This window comes from Streptococcus mitis (genome assembly GCF_019929545.1).
GTDB classification, from domain to species: Bacteria; Bacillota; Bacilli; order Lactobacillales; family Streptococcaceae; genus Streptococcus; species Streptococcus mitis_BU.
Window position 1 is genome coordinate 14,273 of the sequence record NZ_JAHZPT010000018.1, and the last position, 22,597, is coordinate 36,869.

The window sequence follows — 22,597 nt, forward strand, 5'->3', positions numbered from 1 at the left end:
AGCGGATTCGGTTTCACCGAGAACGCCCATCAGGTCCTCCCAGCTAGTATCCATGACATCACGGATACTCATGCCATATGGACCCTCAGTAGCTTGCTTAACAAATCCATAAAACCGTTTCAGCGCTTCACTTGGCTTTATTTTTTCTCCTTTGGGTCAACATCACCCACCAGATGAGAGTAGATATCTGCAAATACCGCAAAAATATCTGCCATATCCGTGAATTTCAAAAGTTCTTCCACTTCCAAATCTTCAAACAATGAGGCGATAAATTCCAATTGCTTGTCTAGCTTTTCAACTTCGGACAAGTCAGAAGATAGTGCTTCATTGAGAATCAGGTAGTCACGATAGTCCTTAGTAGTAATTTCCTTACTTGTCTTTTGAACATCTTGACCTTTCTCATTTTTAATTAAAAATTTAACCTTAGCCATATACTTTCCTTTCTAGAAAAAAGATAAAAAGAGAGCTTGCGCCCTCTTCCTACCCTGCAGCAACCATTTTAAGTTGCCCTTTGAATTTTTTGAGCTTAGCATCATCTTTACCAATGTATTTCACATAGTAAAGACCATTTGTTTCAGTGTCATCACTTGCAATAGCAGCGAAACTCAAGCTGTCATCTGGAAGTTCTTCTTGCTTATCTTTAAGCGTTTCAAGTTCTTCAGCGTCCATTGAGAATTGTCCTTTGAAGAACCCGACTTGTGCCTGAGTCCCATTTGCAGTCTGAGACTCAAGCATAACAGCGCAGTATGGAGCAACTGTATCAGCGCCAATACCAATAATTTCATCTTTGACTTGATGTCCTAGGATTTTAGCGAGTACTGTTGAAGGAATATCAACCGCAGTCAGTTCCATCTTCACATCGCCAACACCACGGTTTGATACGTGGTAAGCGACATCACTACCATAGGTTTTTACTGGATCACTTGCAAGACCTGAAATTTTAGCGGTACGAGTCGCACCTTTACCGGTTTGACCTTCAATTACAAAAAGGTTTTCTCCAAGTGTCGGATTAGCATTTCCATCCAACACACGAATTGTCATACGTTTAAAACCAACCAATGCCATTTATAGCACCTCTTTCTTTAATTTAGTATTCTTCATATAGAACACTCTGACCCTTGTAGGTTCGAGCATCTACATAGCGTTTGATTTCTGGAATCCATTCATCCAAACCACCAGTGGTTTGATAAAATCCCTGGTCTTCCATAATCTTTTCAATTTTTTTTTGGAGTTCTTTGCACTCCATATAATTTTTAGACTCTACATTGACCTGATAAAGAAATGTCTTAGCCAGGCTCGTATTACTACCATGAGCCGTCTGCATCGGCGGACCAACTGGTCTAATGACGATACTTGTCTCATTGCTTGGTAGCATGTCTGGACGATTAAAAGATTTGATACTAATTCCAGCTAAAGACTCATCTTTTTTCAAAGCCTCATAGAGTTCATTAAACTTATCTTTGACCATCTAAAACCCCTCCGTCTTCAAATGACTAGCGATTCTGTATTTGTATGTTTTAGCATGAGCCTCTGAAAAGCGTCTAATAACACCGAAACCTCTCGGATGTGGATTTTTGGCATATCCAAACTCATTCAAGTGACCCAAGCGCCATCGAGAACCCTCACCAAAACCGATTTTCACAACAGGAACACCAGCAGCAAGATCAGTCACACGTCCAGCAGTAGCACTTTCGATAGTTTCTCCAGTATCTTTGTAGACTTGCAAAGCACCTTTAAACTCTTCTAAGGTTTCATTTGCGACTGCTTTTAAGGCTCGACTCGTAGCACGTTTGACCTTAGTATCACCAAGATGAACTTCAAGGTTTCTAAGAACATCGTCAAAGCCTCTTAATTCTGCTCCACTAGACATCTTGACCACCACCGATAATGACTATCAAAAAATCCCGATTATCAAAATCAGGACGAACATCGATAATTTGCCATTTTTCACCACTGAGACGATTATCTCCAACTTCGACAAAATGCTCATTCTTCGGCTGATAATCAGACAAAGGATCACGAATTTTCAGAGTCATCTTAGCTTTCATCGACTTACCAGTCGCAATCTCGATATCTTTAAAGCTAGGAGAGTAAACTTGGCCCATCGTAAAAAAAGCCTTCTCGTGACTCACATCACGACCATGAAGCCCCTCCTCGACTTTAGAAGTATAGAAAGTTAAGGGGGTTCTCAGGTCTCCGTTTTGAGCCTCTGGCTTTTTATATCGATAGCTGGGACGATTAGTCTGATAGGACATCAGACATTGTTACTTCTGATTGTTTGTCTTCCCATTCAACAAAGCCAGGTAACGCTTCGTTGATTTCATCGAAACGCTCTTTTGACTCTTCAAATTCTTGGCCAACAGAACGAAACACCCCTTCTTTGATGTCGTAAAAGCCTTTTAAAACCTTAATCATGTTTTTCCTCCAATTTGTAATTTTCTAGTGATAATGCCATCAAATCTCCTTGAAAGTTTCCGTAGAAAAATTCAACTTGGTCATTGTAGACATATCGAGCACGTTCTAAAATAAGCTCTCTCACTCGTGGATCAGCAGAGTCCTTACTACCGACCAGATTGAGGATGGCTGACTCAGAACTTTCCAACATTCTGGAAAGGTTAGCGTCCTCTCCATCGTGAAAAATCCTCATTCTCTCCTTAAATGCAGCAAGAAGAGAATGAAGTTCTACTTCGGCAGTCATGACTCAACTCCTAAATTAAGCTTCAGGGAATTTTAAAGTCCAAACAGCAGCAGTCTTTTCATCGTGAGCTTTACCATAAGCAAATTGCTTAGCAGTGTAGAGGTTTAAATCTTCCAAAGCGTATGTTTCGGTAAATCGTCCAAATTCAATACCACCGCCTACGAAAGCATCGTAACGACCTTTGACAAATGTAGTGACTTTACCTGTAGTTTGTGCCACAGATTCAACTAAGATCAGGTTGTAAGGCATTGCAGTGACATAAACACCCTGAGCATTCAAAGAAGTGTATTGCTTCTTCACATCCCAAGCATCGGCTGGGTTAACAACCATCACGAGGTTTCCTTCCACTGCAACTGGAGTTTTTCCGTCCGCTTTAACAGAGTGGTGTTTGTAAACCTTTGTCAATTCTTTGACTACAGTAGCAGAGTCGGCAAAAGTCAAGTTAGTTGTTTCAGCAGTTTTTTCAGCATAAGTTGTCTTATCGCTTGCAACGGTCCCTGTAAGAGTACGAGAGAGTCCGATAGGTTTATTGTCTCCGTCACCATTCAAGTAGGCAGCTTCCAATGCAGCTGCAAATGCCTCGGTAATCTGGGTAGAAACAAATTTTTGCAACCAAGCAGGCCCGAACTTTTCAGAGTCTTTTGGAATTACAACAAAAGCAGTCAATTTGTGTTGAATTGCTTCTTCATCGCTGAATTCTTGTTTAAGTTGTCCTTCGATTTCGGCATTGATTTTACCCCAAACAGCTTGACCAGTTTGAGTTGATTTAAGGAATTTCAAACGGATTCCCGCATTTTTTAGGCCGATATGTTGAAGGAGTGGACGTACCATAACCATATCTTCAAAGATACGGTCGATTGTTTCTTGAGGGAAGAGTTTTTCAACCCCTTTAGGTGCAGTTTTTTCAATGTTATTGAAGAACTCACGAGCTTCAGCAGTCAACTTGGCATCGTATGGATTCAAGGCAGATACTTCTTCACGGGCAGCATTACGAGCTTGAGCCATCATTTCATTGCTCATAGACTCAAGCATTTCGTTGTATAGCTTCGCTTGTTCTTCTTGAGGTGCACCATTTGCAACGGCATCCATAAATGCCTGACGTTGTTTTTCAAATTGATTAGATAATGTCATTGTCATTCTGTTTTTCCTTTCTTAAAACATAAAAAGACCGAACCCTTTAGGAACAGCCTTGTCTGTGTTATTTTCTGGACTTTCTGAAAGATTGAATCTCTTCTGTAGAAATTCACTATTTTCGAAAGCCTCTTTGTCGATTTGTATATCTGGCAGTTTAGCTTTTAGCTTTTCAGCTACCAGTTCAGCGATTTTATCAATATCCGGTGTCATTGCTGACCTCATTTTCTCGATAAAGTCACTTGGGATCATAGGAGTCTCACTCGCAACTAAAGTCGGAGCGACTTCGTTTGTAAACATAATCTTGTCTACAAATCCGTGATTCAAAGCTGATTCAGCATCAAACCAAGTAGTCTTGTTCATCAATCCAAGCAAGTCATCAAGAGCCTTGCCGGTCTTATGAACATAGGCACTAGCAATAGATTTGTTAAAACCTTCTAGCACACCAGCCTCATGAAGCAGGACATTGTGGTCTCCGTTCACTTGCGTTGAAACGTTATGGATCATGATTTGGGCAGTCGGACTGATTTCAACCGTATCTCCTGCCATTGCAATCACACTTGCTGCGCTTGCTGCAATACCGACAATTTTCACGGTCACATCACCTGGATATGAGCGTAGAGCAGTATAGATTTCACTACCAGCATAAACATCTCCACCCCCTGAATTGATATGAACCTCAATCGGTTCACCGCTTTCAGGAAGAACGATATCTTTTGGAGCAGTAGCTTCCAACTCAAACCAGTCATAAATCCAGCGATCATCGTTAGAAATAATCGTACCCTTAATCTGAATTACTTTCATCTTCTTTCTCACCTCCTTTCTCTAACTGTTCACCAAGTTGATAGTTTTTGGTGATGAGGAATTTATCGCCACCAGGGACAGATTCTAAGCCAAGTTCAGAGCGCACCTCGTTTCGAGTCATCGCCCCAGAAGAAATAAGCTTATCAATGTTTTCAGCAAATGCAAACTTGTCTCTCTGACCTTCGCCAATAATTACAAATAAATTATTGTGCTCGTATTTCCATCTTGACACTAAGGCGAAATTAAGCCCATCACTCATTTTCTTAACAAGTGATTGATAGCAATAACTATTAAACATTTTTTGGCTATTTTCCAGATTGGCCATATCGCCATGGATTAAAGCAGTTGGAATCCCTAAGACGTCAGCGACCTCATCATCAAATTGCCGACGAAGTTTCTTCAACTCATCAACAGAAATATTTGAAGTCCCTGTTGTATTCGTATGCTCAGAATATTCCATTCCATCTTGAGCTGGGACAATGGCAATCGTCTTAGTGCTAAATGATTTAAAAAGACCATCAGCATATGATTGGAGTTTATCACGCATCTGCTTATCAAAACTCCCATTGTTTTTGGTTTTCAGAGTTCCTCTGATTTGATTATTCCTAGCCAAGGCCTCGACCAAACGAGTGTGCAACTTCTCGTAATCAGCAAATAAGTCAGAAATATAATCTTGCAGTCGATTATTGTTGTACTGTAAGAAAATCACTTCACTCATCCGAAAACGCTTCTCAAAGGTGAATCCTCTACAAGTTACAAACTCAAACACATCATCATAAACAGCATATTTAGTCCGTGTATAAGAGTCAGCAACAAGCAACTGGTCATCAGTTGTAAGAAAGATTAGGACCTCATTCTTAGTGATCAACCTATAGACGACCTTTTGCCAAAAGTCTGACGCAGATTCATTTTTGTTTGGCCTTACATTCAGCAAGTAATCCCAATCAGAAGACTTAGCCTTGCCATTTTCTTGATACTTAAATGCTGACTTAGCGAAAATTCGAGCGATGAACTCAGCTGACTTATCAATCGCTAAGCTTTTAAGTTGGAGATTTCCAAACATCCGCTCAAGATCCTCGAACTCAAAGCCAACCTCTGGTACTTCACGCTTAAATAAATTCAATAACCCCAATGCACTTCCTCCTTTCTTTTAGTTTCTGCCGACCACCCGCCCAAAATTTATGCTTAAATTAAAAATCCCAGCTATCGAGCATATCAAGGAACTCCCCAACATTCGACTCTTGCACCAGCTCCCTCTTGTACAGAGCAGCTATCAAAGCATGGAACCCATCTGTCTTTCTTCTGACAGGCTCTTTCTTCAAGAAACGCTTATTGCCATCCCTGTCCTCTTTGACGTAGGTATTATCTGTATACCAGATCATAGAGTTGTCATTTTCAAAGATAAACCGCTCATTCGCAAATCCATCTTCGATGATTGGTGCAACCTTAGACTGGATTGCCCCAGGATTTCTCAAGAACTCATATTCAAAACCAGCCTCTTCCAAAAGAGGTTTCAACAAGTCCATTCTAAAACCATCGGCACATACAAGCTCAATCTGATAAAAATTTCTCCATTCTTCCAGCTTGGCTATCAAAAGTCTAGGATCAATACTCGGACCATCAACGATTGTAAACAAGCCTTTGTCTGCCCATTCTTCAATAGGGGCTTTTAGTTTGAAAGCTTTCAAAAACGCTTTGCGAGCAAATGAATGTTGATTCCAGATAAATTCATCCCCATTCTTAAATAGCAATCCCACACTCGCAAAGTCTCGAATACTAGCATAGTCAAAACCTGCAACACATGAGCGCCCCTTTAAGTCGATACCAGGAGACCGTAGACAAGCTAGTAACTTATCCCGAGAGGTGACATCTTTCTCAAGGTCAGCTTCAGGAAGATTCATCCGTTTTGTCATGAACTCCTGACGGCCAGACGGTTCCAACTCAAGATCATCATAATCAGCCTTGGTTCTTGCAAGCAACCTTTTAGCGTAAGGAGTGCTTTCATCCAACATCGGATTAGCTTTCGGCCAGTTCTTCATGTCATCCACCTCATCCGCATTGTCTAGCTTGCAGATGAAAGGAAAGAGCCTGAAATCATCAACCTCTCCATTCAAGATTTGCATAGACTTCTCTATCAGTTTGTCATAAAATCCCTCACGCACATACCCATTCGTCCCGTTATAGAAAGTCCGAGCATGAGCGATTTTACCAAGACCAGACCTTTGAACCTTAACAGCCTTATCATCTTCAAACTGGTGAATCTCGTCAAACTCAAGACAACCATCACGAGCAGAGTCCATCGTTTTCGGATTATTCGTCCGAAAAGAAAAGACCGAGTTGTTCGCTCGACCTGTAATAGACATTTTAGTTAGATAGAAATGGTCCTCAAGACCTCGCCTTTGAATAGTCTCATAGACCTCCTCAAACGAAACCTTACCTTGTTTCTCAGAGTTAGCAGTGATAGTCACGTCATAATCTCTGATAGGGTAGATGGGACTGATAAAGAACGAGGATCTAGCAGACATGAAACCATTCTTACCACCTCCACGAGAAAGAGTGTATAGATACTCATCAAAGTGTGGCTCCCCGTCCTCTTTCCTAAAAAGAAAAATAAACGGAATTAAGAAAAGCTGGTACTTCGCCAAAGGGAAAAAATTCTTTTCCGCAAAACGAATGAACTTGTCAATTAAGTCATTATCAAAATATAGATCATCACGAGGATAGATTTTCTCCTTGATGATTTTAAACAACAACTTTCTTTCCTTGTTGACGACAATTTCTCCACTCTCGGCCATTTTGATGTAGTCATCAACCAGCGGATGAGAAATCATAACAGATCACTTCCAGACATCGGTTTCTCAACAGGCGAGTTTTCCACCTCAAAATCAAACGATCGCTCAATAGCCAAAAGCTGATTGCTTGTTGTGTTGATTTCCTTGATGAGAGAATTCGCTTTTTGGAATCTTTGCTGCCCATTATGAACAGTGATGACCAATCCGTCTTCATGAAGTTTAGCTTTCAGCTCATAGAGAAGTTTGACAAGATAGATATAGCGATTGACTTTTTCATACTGAACCGCATCCTTTTTTCTAGGACTAAAATAGCCGATTTTAGAAAGTAGCTGATTTTCTAATTCTTTTATATTTTTTTCCGAGTATTCTTCCATTACCCCCCACCCCCTTTTATTTTTTGTTAAAAATTTGGACAGTTGACCCCTCCCACCGGTTCCCAAAACCTTTAAAACACTGGATTTTTTTGACCGGGGGGGTGTTGTCATCCCCAAAATTCATCTGTTCTGAAATTTTTCTCAATCAATTTTTTTGATTTTCGGAATTGAAAGCGGCCGTGACGTTTGTTATGACATTCTTTGCATAGAGTTCGTAGATTATCTAAGTCAAGAGCGAACTCTGGATAGAACTCTAGCTCCTTGATGTGGTCAACCTCTAAGTTTTCTCTCGTGACCTTGCCTTCGTCTTTGCACCAAACACATTCGTTATGATCACGTTCGAGTGCAAGTTTGCGAAGTTCTCTCCATTCACCGGAATTATAAAACTCTGTTCGGTCTGCTCTAGTTGAAACTTCAATCATTTGATTATTGATGTTGATGCTTTGAGCTCGAATTTGTTTAGCTTGTCAATGCAATTGTTCAAGTGTGCGATTGCTTCACAACATTCTTTAGTTAACTCTTTTAATTCTGAGTTATTTTCAATTTTGACTCCAACCACAATTTTTCCTAATGGTTTTTGTTTAGTAGTTCTTTTATTAAAAAGTCTTTTAATAATACCTTTCATAACTATGTAAACTCCTTTGTTTTAACTCTCTCAATTCCTTGTTTTACATATTCTAATGAATTCGCTACATGAGTTTTAACTCAGACTTATCAAGCGTTTATCTTGCATGCTTGAAATGAAATCATCATAACCTCAAAACAATGAATTGATTGTAAAATAAAAAAATTAAAAGCCTTGAAACTTCGTCATGGCTCTGTCTTGTGAATCTTGATTTTTACCGATATATCGTAGTGAAATACTCTGGCTTGAGTGGTTCAGTAGGTCCATTATCAGAGCGACATCCTTTGTTTGCTCGTACATAAATAAACCAAAGGTCTTTCTCATCGAGTGAGTAGCTATGTTTTCCAGACCAACTTCTTCAGCAGCTCTTTTGATAATCTTATAAGCTGTGTTTGGTTTTATGTGTTGGTGCTTTCCGTTTCGGCTCGGAAAGAGAAAGTCTTCATCTTTCTTATCTTTGATGTACTGTCGCATAGCATTCTTGAATTTCTTTGGCATCTTTCGTTTGGTCGGCTTGTCTGTCTTTTCATCGACGATCTGGACATGCCAACCTTTAACGTGCTTTACTTTCAGTTTAACGATATCACCAATACGAAATCCCAAATTAACACCAGAAAGGAAGAGCATGAGGTTACGTTGCCTATCCGACGCTTTGACCGCACTATGCAGCGTCAGCCATTCAATCATAAGCTGAACATCATCTCTATTTCTGATTGGTTCAACAACTACCACATATCCTCACCTCCTTTTTAATGCACAAAAAAAGCAGAGGTTTCCTCTCTGCTATTCTTCATGATACTAATTTACCACATTGTTTTTGTCAATTCTATATGTTTTTTTGACAACTTTACATAAAGAGCAAATTTGAAAGTGTATCGAGAATCACTTCACGCCTTCTGTAAATCTGCTTGCTATGTCTATACAAGTAGCCAGTTTCTCCGTTCTCCATGATATGCCAAACTTGAATCCAGTCGTATCCAGTATGTTCTCCCCAACGAAGATAAAAGATTTTTTTATCATCTGGTTCTAGATTTTCTAGTAATTGGGAAATAGCGTTTTGGAGATTTTCTAGTCTTAAAATCATAGGATCGCTTGCATAAGCAACCGCTAGATTCTCCGACCTGTTGACGAATGTCCCGCTACCACTTGCTCCAGTATCATCAATACCAGGAACAGTAAGATGCTTAACTTCGTACAAACGTTCTAGCTCATGCCTTCGTTGGCCGATAAGTTTGTCAATCTTTAAATATTTATCATCGAGTTCAAACTCAAGATAATCCCTTCGTGCTTTTGTTAAGTTCTTTTTGACCAAACCTTACCTCCCATGTATCTTTTGGATTTAACCCATTTGATAATCTTACCATCGTTATTGTTGTTAAAATAATCTGGCAAGCGTGCCGTTGGGCCCTCTTTATAGACCACTTTTTCAACGACCTGGACTCCAGGCATCATTTCATCATCTATCCACCCAACAAGCCACGCAGGGTTTACATCATAGGTTTTAGCAATCATTTCAATTTGCTTAATGGACGGATATCCACCTCGCTCATACAAATGGATTGTATTTTGTGAAACACCCGTATCCCTAGCCATATCTTTGACAGAGAGACACAGGTCCTCTCTAAGTTCTTTCAATCTTAGCTGCATGCTATGAACCTCCTTCCTAAAGAACTATTTTGTTAAATTCTTCCAGACACATGTTCGACCAAATAAAACGATTGCTTTCTAAAAGCTTCTCGCTCCCCATTTTTTCAATTCTTTGATAAAGCCTGATTTTAAACAACGCTTGATTTTGTTTCGAAAACCTAGTTCCTTTTACTGGCAATGTTGCTATAAACGATAATGCTTCGCCATAAGCACGAATTACACATTTTGCTAATATCTCACTGTTTTCCCCTTCTCTAACAACAATTGACACATTAATTGGTTCGTAATTTAAAACCTCAGCGAATTTGACTCTATCTTGTTTGTTGTCTGTCTTTCGAGAGCCTGAATATGGATGTTTTTTAGGTTTCATTGCCTGTCCTTTCAAATAATTTTCCCTTCAAATATCAGAGTGATCGTTCCTGTCCCGTCTTTGTTCTTAGATACCAAAGCACTACAATCTGAACCAAACTCAACTCCTTCAATTGTGACACTGCGCTTCGCGCTATCAACGTTGATGATAGAGTCATTTGATGTTTTAATTCTCATGTTCCATCTCCTCAATAAGTATGTTATCAATTATTTATCCTCCAAAAGTTCTGGGTTTTCGTAGATGTTACCTTGAAGGAATACACTACAGTTTTCAATACAGTCGAATAGATTATCCCAGACGCTTTTTTCTGTACATACATCTAACAACTTAAACATACCTTTATCAAAGATAATCTTTGCTGTACCACTATCTTCAAATTCATCCCAATAACTCCACTCGATAACATCTCCTTCAAAAAGTTCTTTGCCAAAATAATCTCTGAGTCCTGTTGATTGGCCTAGTGTGTCAGGATTTACTGGACACCAAGAACCAATAGTAATATACTGTTCGTTAGCTTCAATAACTTGATTGATAATAAATGAATACCCTTCATCTTCAATCAAGTACCCATACTTCCACTCTTCTTCGCTAAAAGCTTCAACGGAACGCCCTCTAAACTTCGGTATCATACCAAATCCTCCTCTTTGACAAACGTACCGTCAATCCAACGACCCTTGCGGTCTTTGATTTCGTTATAAGCCAGTTCAAAACATTCATCGAAGTTATAACCAAGTGATTTACTGATTGATTTTAACCAGTAGATTGTACGTGACAGATATAATTCAAGAATGCCATCGTCACCAAAATCTTGACATAACTGAAATTCGCTTATATTTTGATTTAAAAAACCAAAACATGTCATTACATCTCTATCATATCCTGATGTTTTAAAAATCTCCTGCACGTCTACCTTAATCAGCAAGGCCAGACCAACAACCACGACTGCGCAATCTCCGATACTGTCCTTGGTCAGTTGCTCATTCTTCTTGAGATAGCCGGCGCATAGTTCACCGAACTCCTCGCTAAGTTTCAAAGACTGCTTATCCAGCCGTCCACCGTTTTCTAAATCACGGTCAATAAACCATTGTTTTACATTTTCTAGTGTGTTCATGATAACTCCTATTCAATATCTGTAGATGATTCCATTGTCTTAATAATTTTTTCTAGCATAGATCTATGTAGCGTAATGTAATTATTTTTCTTTACCTGTGTGCAAAAGATACAGATTCGTTTGCCAAGATAATTACATTTTTCTGCTGAACGATAACTTTCATCTGACTCAATTTCTTCTTTGTTAGCAGAGCTAACAAGAATTACTTCATCAGATTCTTTCCAATCAGTAATTCCCATACATTTGTGAAAATTCTCAAATGCTAAATCCATTAAAATATTTTTAACCATCATTCTCCTCCGTTTCCTTTTAAGCTTGAAAGCTACTAGTTCCTGCGAATAAATCCAAGAATTTCACAACAACACCTCATCTCCTACCTTAACCTTGTCATACACGTTCTTCGTAACCACGAACACCCCGTAATCACGAATCGTAAGCGTATATAGCTTCCCGTGCCGTCCTTTCTCAACGACTTTACCGAATATCTCAGCGCCATGGTTATCAGCTCTATAGACGATAATTGGGCGCTTTTCTTCTAGTTTTTTAATGTGGATGCTCTGCCAAATATTCAATCCAGCAGATAATAATATCCAGATTGCGATAAATCTTTTCAATCCGTGACCTCCTTAATTTTCAAGCTTTTTAATTTCACGTTCAACCAATTCTTTACGTTTTTGTAATTCTTCTAGTTTTTGAGCATCTAATGCTCTCTTGATAATTTCAAGCCGTTCAATATTCATTCTGAATTTATCAAGTGAATCAACTTTGCGAGCGTACTCGCTGAAATTGTTGCCCCAATCATACGTTTCCCATCCAAATGTATAACTGAGTTCCCTTTCTAAATCATTATATTTTCTTCTCAAGTCATTATTGACCATTCTTTGTAAACTTAAAATATAAAATGTCATAGCCGAAATCAGCAAACAAGCAATAAACATTCCCCAAAACATTAAATTTTCCATCACTCCACCTCTTGAACTTCCACACCTGGGCAATCGAATACCCAGCTGAAGCCTGCGTCTTCTAGTTCTTTGCGGGTGTGGTGCAAGCGAAATTCTTCGCACTCTTCGAAATTGCTTAGCATCCACGTATGGCCAAATCTAAATGTCAAATACGTATTCTCTTCGGACATCCCTTTCATCTTAACCAAATACCTCTTTTCTTCATCAACCTCGTAGCCGAATTGGTGCATGTTGACAAGGGTTTGAATAGGTGTATTATCTACGTCGTTTAACCAAAAAGCGAACTTACTATCAATCTTTCCCGACTCGCTTTTTGAAGATAACCAATCCCACACATTGTACTCAAATTCGTCTTTGTGTTCCTCATACCAATCCGCCACAAACTTCTTAACTTTGACTTTTCGCGGTTCGTCTAGGTTTTTGATGTCATACCACAACTCACTTAAAGCTCTATCGTACGGATAATCCTTACTAATTAATTTAAATTTTTCTCCATACTTATCAATTAACTGCTGTACTTTCATTTTCCAACTCCTTTATTCTCTTCTTCCAGTTTTTCACTTTCTTTTTAAGCAAGTCACGTTCCTCAGACCTGCTAAAAGCAAGCGATTTAACACACGGCTCAGATAGTTCTACTATCCGTGCCTCCGTCTGCTCAATCGTGCGCTTCAGTCCTTCGATGACTGTTTGTTTGCTATATTCCATGTTTTATCCTGTTTATAAAAATCCAGCTCTTGCCCCTCATGGCTCAAAGACACAAGAGCTAGCAAATTCTTTATACGTCATTCGTCCAAGTCTGACGCATATTCTAGCTCGCTTTTAACGTGGTTCGCGGCACGTTGATTTTGTTGCTAAGTAATAGCAATCTACAGCGCCATAATCAAAACGTACATCGTCTTTTCCGATATATTTTTTAAATCTTGGTCTAGTAATACCAGAGAAAGCCCACTGATGCTCTTTCATCTGCTCGATAAGTTCATCCACATTGTTAAAACTTCCAAGAAAAAACTTGCAGTGTCCGTTGTAGACGAAGTAGAGCTCAATCATCTTTGCAAAACTCCTTGTAGATTTTTTCGAAAATTTCTGACACCAATTTTTCAGGTATATTAGATCTCTCGTTGTATGATTTTGAGAAGTTCTTCCACTCTATGTCCTGCTTGATAATTTTATTCTTAAGATTAAGTTCAATATTGCTTCCAAAAACCGTCCGTTTTTGTAAAGGATAATCATAATTATTGTATCTAGCTAGGTTTTTGTATGGAATTCTGAATCCAATAATATCCTCAATGTAGGGCCACAGTCTGTCAGCTGCTGGATTCTCAATAACCCAAAATTGTGGTCTATATCTTTTTATGATTTCTATTGTGTTGAAAGCTGTTAGCTCGCCATTGACCCTTTTTAAAAATTGCCTGTCGTACTGATAATTTATATAGGCTGACTCGTAATCCTTATTTGCCCTGATCGTGAACGGTGAAGGTCTTACTTGTGGAGCAAACAAGCTATCAGAGACATCATTGCGTTTCCAACACGCATTACCATTTTCCATTGCAGAAGCATTTGACCAACTTTCGCATGGTGGACTAGCTATTATAAGATCAGGTTTTGGTAATTTGTCTAACACGTCAAAGAGCGTGTTATCTCCAAATAAATGTTTGTAATCAGCAAGGTCCAGATTTGTAAAATGATTGTTCTTGTTTTCTATATCCATTCCGATTGAATAGATTTCAATATTCGCCCCCCCCGAACTATTCAGAGAGTTAGCACCCTTGAAGTAAGAACCATTCCCACTATCAAAAAGTGCCCAGACTGCCATTTTTTTGATAATCAATACCTCCTATCCTTCATCCCAGACGGGTACACAAAGCACTTCCCAGTTGCTCCCTCGAAAATTCTACTTGATAAAGCACCATTCCCGAAATCGTCCGAGTAAAGTTCTTTAATCTCTTCGCTACTCAAATTCGTGTTGATAATCGTATTGGTCCGATTATCCAGGATCTTGAACAATATCTGATGCGCCCACTCGTTCCGCTTCGTATCAGCCTTGCGACTCTCTTTCCCGAGGTCGTCCAAGAAAAGGAAATCAACCTCAGACAATAGCTTGACCATCTTCACTTCTGAAAATCCATTGTCAAACTCAAAGCTTTCTCGAATCTTGTCGAACAAGGTCACGACCGACACAAAGAGCACACTTTTCGGCTCATCATAAGACTTGAACTGCTCATTGAGAAATCTAGCAAAGCCATAAGTCAGATGACTCTTACCAACACCAGACGGACCAGTAATGATGGCATTTCCAACCGTACCTTTGCCATATTCACGTTCCAACCGCTTCACAAAATTAATAGCATTTTCATCGATGTCAACTCGAATTTCATAGTCATGTAGCGACTTGCTAGCCAGCTTGCTTGAAACGATACTGTCACGAGCAAAGACCTCGTAAGTATCCGATAGTTTACTTTTGACCTCGGATTCCATATTTAGTTGCTTTTCAAAACGTCGGATGTTCTCTTTCTCGCACTCAGGACATTGACTGATTTCCTCAACCTTGCCCTTGATAGGAATCTTAACAGACCAAAGATGGCATCCATGGATTTCACAGATATCATCAAGAACTGTTCTAGTTCTAAATTGTTTAAACTGTTTCATCTAAAATCCTAGCCTTTCGTCAACCGTACTGGTTAAAATTGTAGAACGTTTTGGCATCGGTTGATTTAGATAATTATCCATCTTATTTCCGAAGAGCGTTTGTGGTTGAAGATACTGCTCATACTCTGTACCTTTCCACTTAGCGACCATGATGTCCACAACCTTTTTAAAATCTTCAAGAACATAGCCCTCTTTTAGCCTTGCCATGATAAATTTTTGATGACTAACAGTACCAATCTTAAAATTTTTCTTAGCTTTCAAATTGAGATAAGAAATAACTTCTTTACAAATCAACAATTTATTATTGTTATTCTCAGTCTTAGTATTCTCAGTCTTGATTGTGTGTACTTTTTGCACTTCCGAAAGTGTATTTTCTACACTTCCAATGTGTACTTTTTGCACTTCCTGAAATGTACTTTCTACACTTCCGTTAAGAGCATCAAGATAAATGCGGTTTGGTAAGTTCATCCCTTGTCTGACTTCTGTCATTAGACCAGCATCTTTCAATTCCTTTTTGATTTTAATAATCGTCTTGTTGCTATTGCAATTTAAGTCAATCATCAACTGTTCATTTGTGTAATACTGGAAGACGTTCCCTTCCTTATCATGCCAGCCATTTTTTAAAGATAGTTCTAACCTATCAAACAGAAGCATATAGAGCATTTTAGCGTTATTGCTCAATGTCTTATATTTCTCATCATAGATAAATGGCTTTGGAAATTTGAAAAACGATAAGAAACCAGTGACTTCACTTTTTTTAATCATGGTTATACCTCCTCTACACTTGAAAATTTTGTGTATTCTTTGTGAAAATACAACTTCACCGTCCCTAAACTGCCGTGCCGATTCTTTTCCAGGATCAGCTCGGTCACGTTATTCGCTTCTTGACTGTCTGCTTGTTCCTTTTGATAATAGGCCTCACGATACAAGAAAGCTACAATATCTGCATCTTGCTCAATCGAACCAGATTCTCGCAAATCTGATAGCATTGGTCGCTTGTCCTGTCTCTGCTCAACCGACCGACTCAACTGCGATAAGGCAATGACAGGTACTTTCAAATCTTTAGCAAATATCTTCAATTCCCTTGAAATCTCTGAAACGATCTGTTGACGATTCTCGCCCTTTGCCCCAGTTATCAACTGCAAGTAGTCAATGATAATGACACCCAGACCGCCCATTTCTTGGGCGAGTTTTCGAGCCTTTGACCGTATCTCTGAAATCCGAATACCAGCAGTATCATCCACAAAAATAGGCGTATCATAGATATTGCTTTGCGCCTGTACAAACCTTTTCCACTCATCAGTACTAAGATTCCCAGTCTTCAGATGATAACCTGGAACCATCCCCTCAGATGCCACTATGCGCTCAATCAATTCTTCTGCTCCCATTTCGAGCGAAAAGATAACAGCAGGTTTATGTTCCTGTACAGCCACATGCTTTGCAATGTTCAAAGCTAGCGCCGTCTTACCCATAGCAGGACGAGCAGCAAGAATGATAAGATTTCCTTCGTGAAGGCCTGTTGTTATCTTATCTAATCCGACAAATCCAGTAGACAGACCAGTCACGAATCCATCTGTCTGCGAGCGAGTCTCCACCATCTGCATATGAGTATCAAGGATATCGGCCACATTACGAAATCCTGTACCTGTATTCTGATTGCTGATGTCAAGCAATGACTTTTCAGTCTTTGAGATGATGTCACTGATTGATACATCGCCTTGATATGCACTAGAAAGTGAGTCCGACAAATCAGCGATTACCTTTCGGAGCGTAGCCTTTTCTTTTACAAGCTTAGCGTAGTGCTCCACGTTTTTGGAAGTTGGTGTGGAGTTCACTAACTCGACAACATAGTTTAAGCCACCAATTTCTTTAATCTGCCCTTGATTGGTAAGAGCAGAAACCATTGTCGTAGCATCGATTGGCTCACCTTTTTCAAGCAATGACAACATGGTCTTAAATACAATCTTATTAGCTGGTTTATAAAAATCATTAGGGGCCAATTCATCTGCCAGGGAAATGATTGTGTCAGGTGCGATAAATACCGCTCCCAGAACAGATTGTTCAGCAGCTAGGTCATGAGGTAGTATTCTAAAATCTTCAGACATACCGAGCCCCCCACTTCCTACGGTTCGCACGATATTTCATCCGCATATCCTCATAGATATGCCTACCCTCTAGCGCCATCTTCTCGACCTTTAACAGCTTATTTTCAGAGACAACATCACGATAGTCCTTAGCTAGTTTTTCATAGTCCGTTAGGTATTCTTTGATGAGTTGAATCGTCTTGTTTTCCTCCTCAGCAAGGAGCTTGAAGTCTAATCTTTCTTGGTTAGATGCGATGGTATGGTTGTTTAGTTTGATTTCACAATCCAGCCATTCGATCAATTCTTCCATTTCCTGACCTCCTCACTTCAAGATGTGCATAGGTTCTGGCAAAGCTAACGGCTCAGGACGCAATCCTTGAGGCGGTTCGTTGTCATAGGTGAATCCTTTGAACTCTCTGCGAATATTCTTGCGAATTTCTTGTCGTTCTGCCTCTCTACCACGTTCGTATGCATGGTTATACCCTTGGATAATCATAGACGCAAATTCTTGCTCTTTCTGTCTCTCTTCTTCCTCTCGTTGTTCTTGCATTTTGATGTGACGATAAACTGCCACAAAACCAAGAAGCAAGCCTCCTACTCCCATCAACTGGTCTAAAATCGGTGGTTCAAACATTTTTATCTCCTTTACGCTCTTAATTTTCGTACTTCTTTCTCTAATTCCAAAATCTCATAAACATCATTGACATCGTACATAATATCTTTCCCTTGCTTACGAAATCTTAATCCTTTGCGTTCTAACTTTTTGATATAGCCATGAGTGAAGCCGAACTTCTTCATCAAAGCCTGTTGATTGATTGGCATGCGATCATTCTCTAACTGCTCCTTGACCTGCTTTTCAGCAAAGGCCAGTAATTGGTTTGTGAACAATTCAGCACTTTCGCCGTCCAATCGTAATTGTAACGTTATTCCTTCCATTTTCTACATCCTCTCAACTATGCGGGCAAGCATTTTTGTGATATAATGGTTTTAGTTATTTAAGTATGCGCCTGATTGCTGTCAGGTGCTTTTTGTGTTCTAATTTTCATCCTCTCTGAGCTATGTTAAAAGCATTCAAATCCATGATTTTCATCTTAGTATTGGTACTTGGCTCCCAAGTCATCCAATAGGCCAATGCGGCTTCTGCAAACTTTTTAGGTAGCAAATCATAGCGACTGATGTTGAAGTGGTCCTTGAAATCAATCTCAGCTTGTCTAAATACTGATTGAGCGAAAGTCTTATCCGCATAAGCTGGACTATCAATACCACCCAGGCAAGCCACAACCCTAGCCTTACGCTTCTTCAGGAGCGACTGAGCATAGCTTGGATGAATCGGTTGCTCGCTCTTGAGGTAGTCGATATCTTCCAGCATGTTCGCCTGCTGTTCACGCAATTTCTTCTGGCCAGTAAACAGAGCGATGAAGGCATCCTCGTCCAAGTCCTCGCGGATAAATCCGCCCTGCTTGCGAATAGCTGGCAAGACCTCTGATGTCACCCAGCGTTTAAACTCTTTCGCTTGAGGTAATTTACTGGAAAAGATAAGAGAGTAGAGCCCAGATTCATTGATGATCAACATATCCTGTGTTCCACCACTAGTAGGGATGCCCTGTTTTAGGGCGTCCTCTTCATCAACGTGAAGAGCAATCGCATTTCTAGCCTTGCTATATCCTAGGATATCCGCTACATCCTTACCGACAAACCAAGGCTCGTCATCAATTGTCAAAGTACGGACTTCCTGTCCATGAAAATTAAAAATTTCGTTCATGGTGTTCCTTTCTAGTTATATTTTGTTCAAGTTTATTGAACTTCAAGTTTAAAAAAATAATCTCCTATTTGGTTATCTGGAATAAGTAACAGATTACAAGCTGTTGTAATTTCGTTGTTTTTCCAATAACGCTGATTATTTAATTTAAGTGAAATACTTCGTTCTGAAAGTTTCATAGCTTTAGCGAATTTTTTCCGGCTATTAAAAATTTCAGTAATTCTTCCATTCAATTTTGAATAATCAAATTTCATTTATTCTCCTTTCCATCTTTTGTTCAAGTCGCTTGAACTTTTGTGATTATAATTCTACTCCTTATTTTTTGCCTTGTCAATACTTAAGTTCATTTTTTTTGAACTTTTTACTTTTTAGCTTGAACTTTTGTTCAAATAGATATATAATTACTATTGAGAACGGAGTGTTAAATATGAAAACTACAACATCTTTACGACTAAAACAAATTCTGTCTGAAAGAAATCTTAGACAAGTAGATATTTTGAATAGTTCTTTACCACTTCAAAAGGAACTTGGTATCAAAATGGGTAAGAGTGCTTTGTCACAATATGTTTCAGGAAAATCTTCTCCTGATCAAGACAAACTTGTTTTATTATCTAAAACATTGGGGGTCTCCGAAGCTTGGTTAATGGGATATAATGTTCCTATGTCAGACGATACTCCTGTCCAAGAACTTAAGATTCCTACTTCCCCTCTTGTTCAAAAGATAACTGAAAAAGCTGTAAAGCTTACTGCTCCTAGAAAACAAAAGGTTTTGGATTTTACAGAAAACCAATTGCGTGAGCAGTCTAACAAAGTTATTTCCTTAGAGGAAAATTTGTTTGAATTTAAAGTGTATGAAAAACTTTCAGCTGGTACTGGATTCTCATACTTCAACGACGGGAACTATGATACTGTTTTTTATGACAAAGACCTAGACCACGATTTCGCCTCTTGGGTTTTTGGAGACTCCATGGAACCTAAGTATATGAACGGAGAGGTCGTTCTCATCAAAGAAACAGGATTTGACTACGATGGTGCTGTTTATGCAGTTGACTGGGATGGTCAAACTTATATTAAAAAAGTCTATAAAGAAAAAGACGGTCTTAGACTCGTCTCTATCAATAGCAAGTATAAAGATAAATTCGCACCATATGACGAAGGTCCAAGGATTATTGGAAAAATAGTCGGAAACTTCATGCCAATAGAAAATTAAAGTCAAGGTAATCACATGTTATATTTCTCTACTAATCTTACCGAAGAGGAAATCAAAGCACAAATAGATCAACACAAAAAAACAATTAGTAAGTTGGAAAATCAACGGACTTTGATAATCTCTCTAGTACTTCTGACGGCTATTTCTATCTTTTTAATCAATCTCATTGGGAACTTATTATTAACAATCTTCTCCTTTGTGGTTTGTGTCTTATTCTTGCTCTTTTTGATTGCCATCTATCCCAGACAATCTATTACCGATCATCTAGAAGATGAAATTGAAGAACTGAATAAACTATTTGCTATTCGAGTAGAAAATAGATTAAAACAAGAAGAGATTGATGAAAGAACTATTTATGATGTTGTTCTGAAAGTGAAAGGAATATCTTATCGCCAAGAAGCTTTCTCAGATTTATGTCAAGAACTCATAAGAGAATCAGATGATACCCCTTATTTAGGATATACCTCGAAAGAAATTAAAGAGGAATTGATTTTTGGAGGAAGATTTTATAAATACTTGCCTTTTGAAATTCCAGATGTAGAGTTTATCCCTGAATTTGATAATGAATTCGACCCTAACGCTGTTAAAATTGTGGTTCGTGGTTATCACTTAGGCTATGTCACCAAGTCAAAAAATAGAAAAGTATTAAGATTAACAACCGATTCAAATAATGAAGTTATTAAAAATGCTGAAATTTATGGCGGTGATTACAAAGATATCAATCCAGATAGTGGTAGACTTCGTACAGTTAAAGATTCATTCAAGATACGAATTAAATTGAAAGTCTTAAAAAAATCCCCTTAAAATTTCAAGCGATAAAATCAAAGCACGCTATCTTATTTGACAACTAAATAGAAATTTTGATAAAATACAGTTGGATTACCTAGATGAACTCATCTAGTGCAAAATACGGCAGGTAGCTCCTGCCTCGGTAACAGCTGTACAATAATTGTGCAGCTTTTTTTGATTACACAAACAAAAAAATCCCCACACTCGCCATCGCTAAACGTTGAGTGTGAGGATGCAACTTTCCATCAAGCAAGCAATGGAAAGGATGATAAAAAATACACATATAGTCTATCATAAGTTCTACACCTTTTCAACTATGCGGGCAAGCAATCGAAAAGAAAGGACTTTTTTATGATAAAAAAATACATTACAAAAAAAGGAGAGACTAGATATCTCTTTCAAACATATCTGGGCATAGACCCCGCCACTGGAAAAGAAAAACGCACAACAAGACGTGGTTTTAAAACTATAAAAGAAGCTAAAGCAGCCGAACGTGACCTTCTCTTAGACGTTGAAGAGAACGGTTTTTCAAACAATAAAGATTTCCAGAATCCTACTTTCGCTGAAGTTGCTGATTTGTGGCTTGATAGCTATAAAAACACTGTAAAACCAACAACCTATCAGAACGTTAAGAAAAAACTTGATGTTCTAATTGACTTGTATTTTACAGATATGAAAATCCAGCAGATCAGTGTAGCTTATTGTCAAAAGGTTGCTATCAAGTTAAGTAATCGCTATATCCTCTATGCCAATTACTACTCTGTCATCAGCCGTATTTTCAAGTATGCCACTTCTATTGACATTATTAAGTCAAATCCCTTAGATAAGATTATCAAGCCTAAAAATAGGCCTTTAAAGGCCAAAGAGAACCACTATACAAAACAGGAGCTAACTGAGTTTCTTAAAGTTTGCAGAGTAGATTGTAAGCCTGTAGAATATACCTTTTATCACTTACTAGCTTTTACAGGTTTGAGATGTGGTGAGGCTCTTGGGCTCATGTGGTCAGATGTTGATTTTGAAAATAAACGATTAAGCATTTCTCGGACAGCTGTCGTTGTTAATAAAAAACAAACTGTTCAGGACCCTAAAACCAAAATGAGTAAAAGGGTTATCACCTTAGATGATGAAACTCTGAATGTATTAAAACTCTGGAAACGTCAACAAATAAAAGAATATTTCCAGGCTGGTGTGCCTTATAAACATGATTCGAATTATATCTTTACGAATAGTTTCGGAAGATGGATTTCGCCTTCAGCTGTGAAAGAGAGACTTAGAAGATTCTTTTGTGAACATAACGATATCAAAAAAATCACTCCTCACGGTTTCAGACACACACACGCTTCTCTTCTCTTTGAAGCTGGTGTTACAGCCAAAATCATTTCAGATAGATTAGGTCACAATAATGTTCAAACCACTCTTGATATGTATACCCACATCAATGACAATCAACGTGTTGAAATCGTGGATCAGCTCATGACTTTTATCCGTTCAAGCTAAAAGTAAAGTCGTATTCAATCTCGTATTCACTTTTAGATATACACTATAAAGCCAATGATTTCAAGGGTACAGGAAACCGTGAGCAGTTTATACCATAA

Annotated in this window: 39 protein-coding genes; 3 read left to right on the forward strand and 36 right to left on the reverse strand. The window is 38.7% G+C overall.

Features of this window, described 5'->3' with window-relative positions; genetic code table 11:
* Positions 1 to 137: 137 nt before the first annotated feature.
* The 36 genes from gpG to K1I71_RS06445 all read right to left on the reverse strand — a co-directional run bounded on the left by gpG (position 138) and on the right by K1I71_RS06445 (position 19,257).
* A complete protein-coding gene (gene gpG / locus K1I71_RS06270; protein WP_115904239.1) occupies positions 138 to 431 on the reverse strand; it encodes a phage tail assembly chaperone G in 294 nt (97 codons plus the stop codon).
* Positions 432 to 480: 49 nt separating this feature from the next.
* On the reverse strand, positions 481 to 1,065 hold the full coding sequence (locus K1I71_RS06275) for a major tail protein (protein ID WP_036756735.1): 585 nt from the start codon (positions 1,063 to 1,065) through the stop codon (positions 481 to 483).
* 22 nt (positions 1,066 to 1,087) lie between these two features.
* Positions 1,088 to 1,468, reverse strand: a complete 381-nt coding sequence (locus K1I71_RS06280; protein ID WP_223330499.1) for a hypothetical protein — start codon at positions 1,466 to 1,468, stop codon at positions 1,088 to 1,090.
* On the reverse strand, positions 1,469 to 1,870 hold the full coding sequence (locus K1I71_RS06285) for a hypothetical protein (protein ID WP_223330500.1): 402 nt from the start codon (positions 1,868 to 1,870) through the stop codon (positions 1,469 to 1,471).
* Complete coding sequence (locus K1I71_RS06290; RefSeq protein WP_223330501.1) at positions 1,863 to 2,255, reverse strand: phage head-tail adapter protein; 393 nt, start codon at positions 2,253 to 2,255, stop codon at positions 1,863 to 1,865. Before K1I71_RS06290 ends, K1I71_RS06285 begins: the two co-directional genes overlap by 8 nt.
* Positions 2,239 to 2,415 carry a hypothetical protein gene (locus K1I71_RS06295; RefSeq protein WP_223330502.1) on the reverse strand — a complete coding sequence of 59 codons (177 nt, stop codon included), beginning with the start codon at positions 2,413 to 2,415 and terminating at the stop codon, positions 2,239 to 2,241. Before K1I71_RS06295 ends, K1I71_RS06290 begins: the two co-directional genes overlap by 17 nt.
* Entirely contained in the window at positions 2,408 to 2,698 is a 291-nt protein-coding gene (locus K1I71_RS06300) for a head-tail connector protein (protein ID WP_223330503.1), read from the reverse strand. The genes K1I71_RS06295 and K1I71_RS06300 overlap by 8 nt, the downstream gene beginning before the upstream one ends.
* 15 nt (positions 2,699 to 2,713) lie before the next feature.
* The gene (locus K1I71_RS06305) at positions 2,714 to 3,835 is read right to left on the reverse strand and encodes a phage major capsid protein (protein WP_223330504.1); all 1,122 of its coding nucleotides are present in this window, start codon (positions 3,833 to 3,835) and stop codon (positions 2,714 to 2,716) included.
* 15 nt (positions 3,836 to 3,850) lie between these two features.
* Entirely contained in the window at positions 3,851 to 4,633 is a 783-nt protein-coding gene (locus K1I71_RS06310; RefSeq protein ID WP_223330505.1) for a head maturation protease, ClpP-related, read from the reverse strand.
* Positions 4,614 to 5,765 (reverse strand): phage portal protein, encoded by a 1,152-nt coding sequence (locus K1I71_RS06315; protein ID WP_223330506.1) that lies wholly within the window; start codon positions 5,763 to 5,765, stop codon positions 4,614 to 4,616. Before K1I71_RS06315 ends, K1I71_RS06310 begins: the two co-directional genes overlap by 20 nt.
* A 58-nt stretch (positions 5,766 to 5,823) precedes the next feature.
* Complete coding sequence (locus K1I71_RS06320) at positions 5,824 to 7,464, reverse strand: terminase TerL endonuclease subunit (RefSeq protein ID WP_223330507.1); 1,641 nt, start codon at positions 7,462 to 7,464, stop codon at positions 5,824 to 5,826.
* Positions 7,461 to 7,910: a hypothetical protein gene (locus tag K1I71_RS06325; RefSeq protein WP_223330508.1), complete on the reverse strand. Its 450-nt coding sequence runs from the start codon at positions 7,908 to 7,910 to the stop codon at positions 7,461 to 7,463. Before K1I71_RS06325 ends, K1I71_RS06320 begins: the two co-directional genes overlap by 4 nt.
* On the reverse strand, positions 7,907 to 8,221 hold the full coding sequence (locus K1I71_RS06330; protein ID WP_223330509.1) for an HNH endonuclease: 315 nt from the start codon (positions 8,219 to 8,221) through the stop codon (positions 7,907 to 7,909). The genes K1I71_RS06325 and K1I71_RS06330 overlap by 4 nt, the downstream gene beginning before the upstream one ends.
* Positions 8,218 to 8,424, reverse strand: a complete 207-nt coding sequence (locus K1I71_RS06335) for a hypothetical protein (protein ID WP_223330510.1) — start codon at positions 8,422 to 8,424, stop codon at positions 8,218 to 8,220. Before K1I71_RS06335 ends, K1I71_RS06330 begins: the two co-directional genes overlap by 4 nt.
* A 165-nt stretch (positions 8,425 to 8,589) precedes the next feature.
* Positions 8,590 to 9,156: a tyrosine-type recombinase/integrase gene (locus tag K1I71_RS06340; RefSeq protein ID WP_223330511.1), complete on the reverse strand. Its 567-nt coding sequence runs from the start codon at positions 9,154 to 9,156 to the stop codon at positions 8,590 to 8,592.
* Positions 9,157 to 9,271: 115 nt separating this feature from the next.
* Positions 9,272 to 9,736: a hypothetical protein gene (locus K1I71_RS06345; protein ID WP_033585811.1), complete on the reverse strand. Its 465-nt coding sequence runs from the start codon at positions 9,734 to 9,736 to the stop codon at positions 9,272 to 9,274.
* Entirely contained in the window at positions 9,718 to 10,071 is a 354-nt protein-coding gene (locus tag K1I71_RS06350) for a helix-turn-helix domain-containing protein (protein WP_223330512.1), read from the reverse strand. Before K1I71_RS06350 ends, K1I71_RS06345 begins: the two co-directional genes overlap by 19 nt.
* A gap of 16 nt (positions 10,072 to 10,087) precedes the next feature.
* A complete protein-coding gene (locus tag K1I71_RS06355) occupies positions 10,088 to 10,441 on the reverse strand; it encodes a hypothetical protein (protein WP_223330513.1) in 354 nt (117 codons plus the stop codon).
* 11 nt (positions 10,442 to 10,452) lie between these two features.
* Positions 10,453 to 10,617: a hypothetical protein gene (locus K1I71_RS06360; RefSeq protein ID WP_223330514.1), complete on the reverse strand. Its 165-nt coding sequence runs from the start codon at positions 10,615 to 10,617 to the stop codon at positions 10,453 to 10,455.
* Positions 10,618 to 10,647: 30 nt separating this feature from the next.
* Complete coding sequence (locus tag K1I71_RS06365; protein ID WP_223330515.1) at positions 10,648 to 11,070, reverse strand: YopX family protein; 423 nt, start codon at positions 11,068 to 11,070, stop codon at positions 10,648 to 10,650.
* On the reverse strand, positions 11,067 to 11,552 hold the full coding sequence (locus tag K1I71_RS06370) for a MazG-like family protein (protein WP_223330516.1): 486 nt from the start codon (positions 11,550 to 11,552) through the stop codon (positions 11,067 to 11,069). The genes K1I71_RS06365 and K1I71_RS06370 overlap by 4 nt, the downstream gene beginning before the upstream one ends.
* An 8-nt stretch (positions 11,553 to 11,560) precedes the next feature.
* Complete coding sequence (locus tag K1I71_RS06375; RefSeq protein ID WP_223330517.1) at positions 11,561 to 11,842, reverse strand: hypothetical protein; 282 nt, start codon at positions 11,840 to 11,842, stop codon at positions 11,561 to 11,563.
* 63 nt (positions 11,843 to 11,905) lie between these two features.
* Positions 11,906 to 12,166 (reverse strand): DUF1372 family protein, encoded by a 261-nt coding sequence (locus K1I71_RS06380; protein ID WP_223330518.1) that lies wholly within the window; start codon positions 12,164 to 12,166, stop codon positions 11,906 to 11,908.
* A gap of 12 nt (positions 12,167 to 12,178) precedes the next feature.
* Positions 12,179 to 12,514, reverse strand: coding sequence for a 6TM ABC transporter family protein (locus K1I71_RS06385; protein WP_223330519.1), 336 nt, complete (start codon positions 12,512 to 12,514; stop codon positions 12,179 to 12,181).
* Complete coding sequence (locus tag K1I71_RS06390; RefSeq protein WP_223330520.1) at positions 12,514 to 13,038, reverse strand: DUF1642 domain-containing protein; 525 nt, start codon at positions 13,036 to 13,038, stop codon at positions 12,514 to 12,516. Before K1I71_RS06390 ends, K1I71_RS06385 begins: the two co-directional genes overlap by 1 nt.
* A complete protein-coding gene (locus tag K1I71_RS06395) occupies positions 13,016 to 13,219 on the reverse strand; it encodes a hypothetical protein (protein WP_223330521.1) in 204 nt (67 codons plus the stop codon). The genes K1I71_RS06390 and K1I71_RS06395 overlap by 23 nt, the downstream gene beginning before the upstream one ends.
* Positions 13,220 to 13,333: 114 nt before the next feature.
* Positions 13,334 to 13,561, reverse strand: a complete 228-nt coding sequence (locus K1I71_RS06400; protein ID WP_033687679.1) for a hypothetical protein — start codon at positions 13,559 to 13,561, stop codon at positions 13,334 to 13,336.
* Positions 13,554 to 14,327, reverse strand: a complete 774-nt coding sequence (locus tag K1I71_RS06405; protein ID WP_223330532.1) for a class I SAM-dependent methyltransferase — start codon at positions 14,325 to 14,327, stop codon at positions 13,554 to 13,556. The genes K1I71_RS06400 and K1I71_RS06405 overlap by 8 nt, the downstream gene beginning before the upstream one ends.
* Positions 14,328 to 14,338: 11 nt before the next feature.
* Positions 14,339 to 15,160 carry an ATP-binding protein gene (locus K1I71_RS06410; protein WP_223330522.1) on the reverse strand — a complete coding sequence of 274 codons (822 nt, stop codon included), beginning with the start codon at positions 15,158 to 15,160 and terminating at the stop codon, positions 14,339 to 14,341.
* Entirely contained in the window at positions 15,161 to 15,925 is a 765-nt protein-coding gene (locus K1I71_RS06415) for a conserved phage C-terminal domain-containing protein (RefSeq protein WP_223330523.1), read from the reverse strand.
* A 2-nt stretch (positions 15,926 to 15,927) separates the two neighbouring features.
* Positions 15,928 to 17,265 carry a replicative DNA helicase gene (gene dnaB, locus K1I71_RS06420; RefSeq protein ID WP_223330524.1) on the reverse strand — a complete coding sequence of 446 codons (1,338 nt, stop codon included), beginning with the start codon at positions 17,263 to 17,265 and terminating at the stop codon, positions 15,928 to 15,930.
* The gene (locus K1I71_RS06425) at positions 17,258 to 17,554 is read right to left on the reverse strand and encodes a hypothetical protein (protein WP_223330525.1); all 297 of its coding nucleotides are present in this window, start codon (positions 17,552 to 17,554) and stop codon (positions 17,258 to 17,260) included. The genes dnaB and K1I71_RS06425 overlap by 8 nt, the downstream gene beginning before the upstream one ends.
* 12 nt (positions 17,555 to 17,566) lie before the next feature.
* Complete coding sequence (locus K1I71_RS06430) at positions 17,567 to 17,878, reverse strand: hypothetical protein (protein WP_223330526.1); 312 nt, start codon at positions 17,876 to 17,878, stop codon at positions 17,567 to 17,569.
* Between the two features lie 11 nt (positions 17,879 to 17,889).
* Positions 17,890 to 18,180, reverse strand: coding sequence for a hypothetical protein (locus K1I71_RS06435; RefSeq protein WP_020903598.1), 291 nt, complete (start codon positions 18,178 to 18,180; stop codon positions 17,890 to 17,892).
* A 106-nt stretch (positions 18,181 to 18,286) separates the two neighbouring features.
* Positions 18,287 to 19,006: an ORF6C domain-containing protein gene (locus K1I71_RS06440; RefSeq protein WP_223330527.1), complete on the reverse strand. Its 720-nt coding sequence runs from the start codon at positions 19,004 to 19,006 to the stop codon at positions 18,287 to 18,289.
* Positions 19,007 to 19,038: 32 nt separating this feature from the next.
* On the reverse strand, positions 19,039 to 19,257 hold the full coding sequence (locus tag K1I71_RS06445) for a DUF739 family protein (RefSeq protein WP_223330528.1): 219 nt from the start codon (positions 19,255 to 19,257) through the stop codon (positions 19,039 to 19,041).
* Positions 19,258 to 19,430: 173 nt separating this feature from the next.
* Between K1I71_RS06445 and K1I71_RS06450 the strand changes: the two genes are divergently transcribed.
* The 3 genes from K1I71_RS06450 (at position 19,431) to K1I71_RS06460 (ending at position 22,499) form a co-directional block, all read left to right on the forward strand.
* Positions 19,431 to 20,213: a S24 family peptidase gene (locus K1I71_RS06450; RefSeq protein WP_223330529.1), complete on the forward strand. Its 783-nt coding sequence runs from the start codon at positions 19,431 to 19,433 to the stop codon at positions 20,211 to 20,213.
* 15 nt (positions 20,214 to 20,228) lie between these two features.
* A complete protein-coding gene (locus tag K1I71_RS06455) occupies positions 20,229 to 21,017 on the forward strand; it encodes an HIRAN domain-containing protein (RefSeq protein ID WP_223330530.1) in 789 nt (262 codons plus the stop codon).
* A 336-nt stretch (positions 21,018 to 21,353) separates the two neighbouring features.
* A complete protein-coding gene (locus K1I71_RS06460; RefSeq protein ID WP_223330531.1) occupies positions 21,354 to 22,499 on the forward strand; it encodes a site-specific integrase in 1,146 nt (381 codons plus the stop codon).
* The last annotated feature ends 98 nt before the right edge of the window (positions 22,500 to 22,597 follow it).

Excerpts from the sequence above, each read along its gene's own strand:
- gpG (WP_115904239.1), bottom strand. The coding sequence starts at position 431 with ATGGCTAAGGTTAAATTTTTAATTAAAAATGAGAAAGGTCAAGATGTT.
- K1I71_RS06275 (WP_036756735.1), bottom strand. The coding sequence starts at position 1,065 with ATGGCATTGGTTGGTTTTAAACGTATGACAATTCGTGTGTTGGATGGA.
- K1I71_RS06280 (WP_223330499.1), bottom strand. The coding sequence starts at position 1,468 with ATGGTCAAAGATAAGTTTAATGAACTCTATGAGGCTTTGAAAAAAGAT.
- K1I71_RS06285 (WP_223330500.1), bottom strand. The coding sequence starts at position 1,870 with ATGTCTAGTGGAGCAGAATTAAGAGGCTTTGACGATGTTCTTAGAAAC.
- K1I71_RS06290 (WP_223330501.1), bottom strand. The coding sequence starts at position 2,255 with ATGTCCTATCAGACTAATCGTCCCAGCTATCGATATAAAAAGCCAGAG.
- K1I71_RS06295 (WP_223330502.1), bottom strand. The coding sequence starts at position 2,415 with ATGATTAAGGTTTTAAAAGGCTTTTACGACATCAAAGAAGGGGTGTTT.
- K1I71_RS06300 (WP_223330503.1), bottom strand. The coding sequence starts at position 2,698 with ATGACTGCCGAAGTAGAACTTCATTCTCTTCTTGCTGCATTTAAGGAG.
- K1I71_RS06305 (WP_223330504.1), bottom strand. The coding sequence starts at position 3,835 with ATGACAATGACATTATCTAATCAATTTGAAAAACAACGTCAGGCATTT.
- K1I71_RS06310 (WP_223330505.1), bottom strand. The coding sequence starts at position 4,633 with ATGAAAGTAATTCAGATTAAGGGTACGATTATTTCTAACGATGATCGC.
- K1I71_RS06320 (WP_223330507.1), bottom strand. The coding sequence starts at position 7,464 with ATGATTTCTCATCCGCTGGTTGATGACTACATCAAAATGGCCGAGAGT.
- K1I71_RS06325 (WP_223330508.1), bottom strand. The coding sequence starts at position 7,910 with ATGACAACACCCCCCCGGTCAAAAAAATCCAGTGTTTTAAAGGTTTTG.
- K1I71_RS06330 (WP_223330509.1), bottom strand. The coding sequence starts at position 8,221 with ATGATTGAAGTTTCAACTAGAGCAGACCGAACAGAGTTTTATAATTCC.
- K1I71_RS06335 (WP_223330510.1), bottom strand. The coding sequence starts at position 8,424 with ATGAAAGGTATTATTAAAAGACTTTTTAATAAAAGAACTACTAAACAA.
- K1I71_RS06350 (WP_223330512.1), bottom strand. The coding sequence starts at position 10,071 with ATGCAGCTAAGATTGAAAGAACTTAGAGAGGACCTGTGTCTCTCTGTC.
- K1I71_RS06355 (WP_223330513.1), bottom strand. The coding sequence starts at position 10,441 with ATGAAACCTAAAAAACATCCATATTCAGGCTCTCGAAAGACAGACAAC.
- K1I71_RS06360 (WP_223330514.1), bottom strand. The coding sequence starts at position 10,617 with ATGAGAATTAAAACATCAAATGACTCTATCATCAACGTTGATAGCGCG.
- K1I71_RS06365 (WP_223330515.1), bottom strand. The coding sequence starts at position 11,070 with ATGATACCGAAGTTTAGAGGGCGTTCCGTTGAAGCTTTTAGCGAAGAA.
- K1I71_RS06370 (WP_223330516.1), bottom strand. The coding sequence starts at position 11,552 with ATGAACACACTAGAAAATGTAAAACAATGGTTTATTGACCGTGATTTA.
- K1I71_RS06375 (WP_223330517.1), bottom strand. The coding sequence starts at position 11,842 with ATGGTTAAAAATATTTTAATGGATTTAGCATTTGAGAATTTTCACAAA.
- K1I71_RS06385 (WP_223330519.1), bottom strand. The coding sequence starts at position 12,514 with ATGGAAAATTTAATGTTTTGGGGAATGTTTATTGCTTGTTTGCTGATT.
- K1I71_RS06390 (WP_223330520.1), bottom strand. The coding sequence starts at position 13,038 with ATGAAAGTACAGCAGTTAATTGATAAGTATGGAGAAAAATTTAAATTA.
- K1I71_RS06395 (WP_223330521.1), bottom strand. The coding sequence starts at position 13,219 with ATGGAATATAGCAAACAAACAGTCATCGAAGGACTGAAGCGCACGATT.
- K1I71_RS06400 (WP_033687679.1), bottom strand. The coding sequence starts at position 13,561 with ATGATTGAGCTCTACTTCGTCTACAACGGACACTGCAAGTTTTTTCTT.
- K1I71_RS06405 (WP_223330532.1), bottom strand. The coding sequence starts at position 14,327 with ATGGCAGTCTGGGCACTTTTTGATAGTGGGAATGGTTCTTACTTCAAG.
- K1I71_RS06410 (WP_223330522.1), bottom strand. The coding sequence starts at position 15,160 with ATGAAACAGTTTAAACAATTTAGAACTAGAACAGTTCTTGATGATATC.
- K1I71_RS06415 (WP_223330523.1), bottom strand. The coding sequence starts at position 15,925 with ATGATTAAAAAAAGTGAAGTCACTGGTTTCTTATCGTTTTTCAAATTT.
- dnaB (WP_223330524.1), bottom strand. The coding sequence starts at position 17,265 with ATGTCTGAAGATTTTAGAATACTACCTCATGACCTAGCTGCTGAACAA.
- K1I71_RS06425 (WP_223330525.1), bottom strand. The coding sequence starts at position 17,554 with ATGGAAGAATTGATCGAATGGCTGGATTGTGAAATCAAACTAAACAAC.
- K1I71_RS06430 (WP_223330526.1), bottom strand. The coding sequence starts at position 17,878 with ATGTTTGAACCACCGATTTTAGACCAGTTGATGGGAGTAGGAGGCTTG.
- K1I71_RS06435 (WP_020903598.1), bottom strand. The coding sequence starts at position 18,180 with ATGGAAGGAATAACGTTACAATTACGATTGGACGGCGAAAGTGCTGAA.
- K1I71_RS06440 (WP_223330527.1), bottom strand. The coding sequence starts at position 19,006 with ATGAACGAAATTTTTAATTTTCATGGACAGGAAGTCCGTACTTTGACA.
- K1I71_RS06445 (WP_223330528.1), bottom strand. The coding sequence starts at position 19,257 with ATGAAATTTGATTATTCAAAATTGAATGGAAGAATTACTGAAATTTTT.
- K1I71_RS06450 (WP_223330529.1), top strand. The coding sequence starts at position 19,431 with ATGAAAACTACAACATCTTTACGACTAAAACAAATTCTGTCTGAAAGA.
- K1I71_RS06455 (WP_223330530.1), top strand. The coding sequence starts at position 20,229 with ATGTTATATTTCTCTACTAATCTTACCGAAGAGGAAATCAAAGCACAA.
- K1I71_RS06460 (WP_223330531.1), top strand. The coding sequence starts at position 21,354 with ATGATAAAAAAATACATTACAAAAAAAGGAGAGACTAGATATCTCTTT.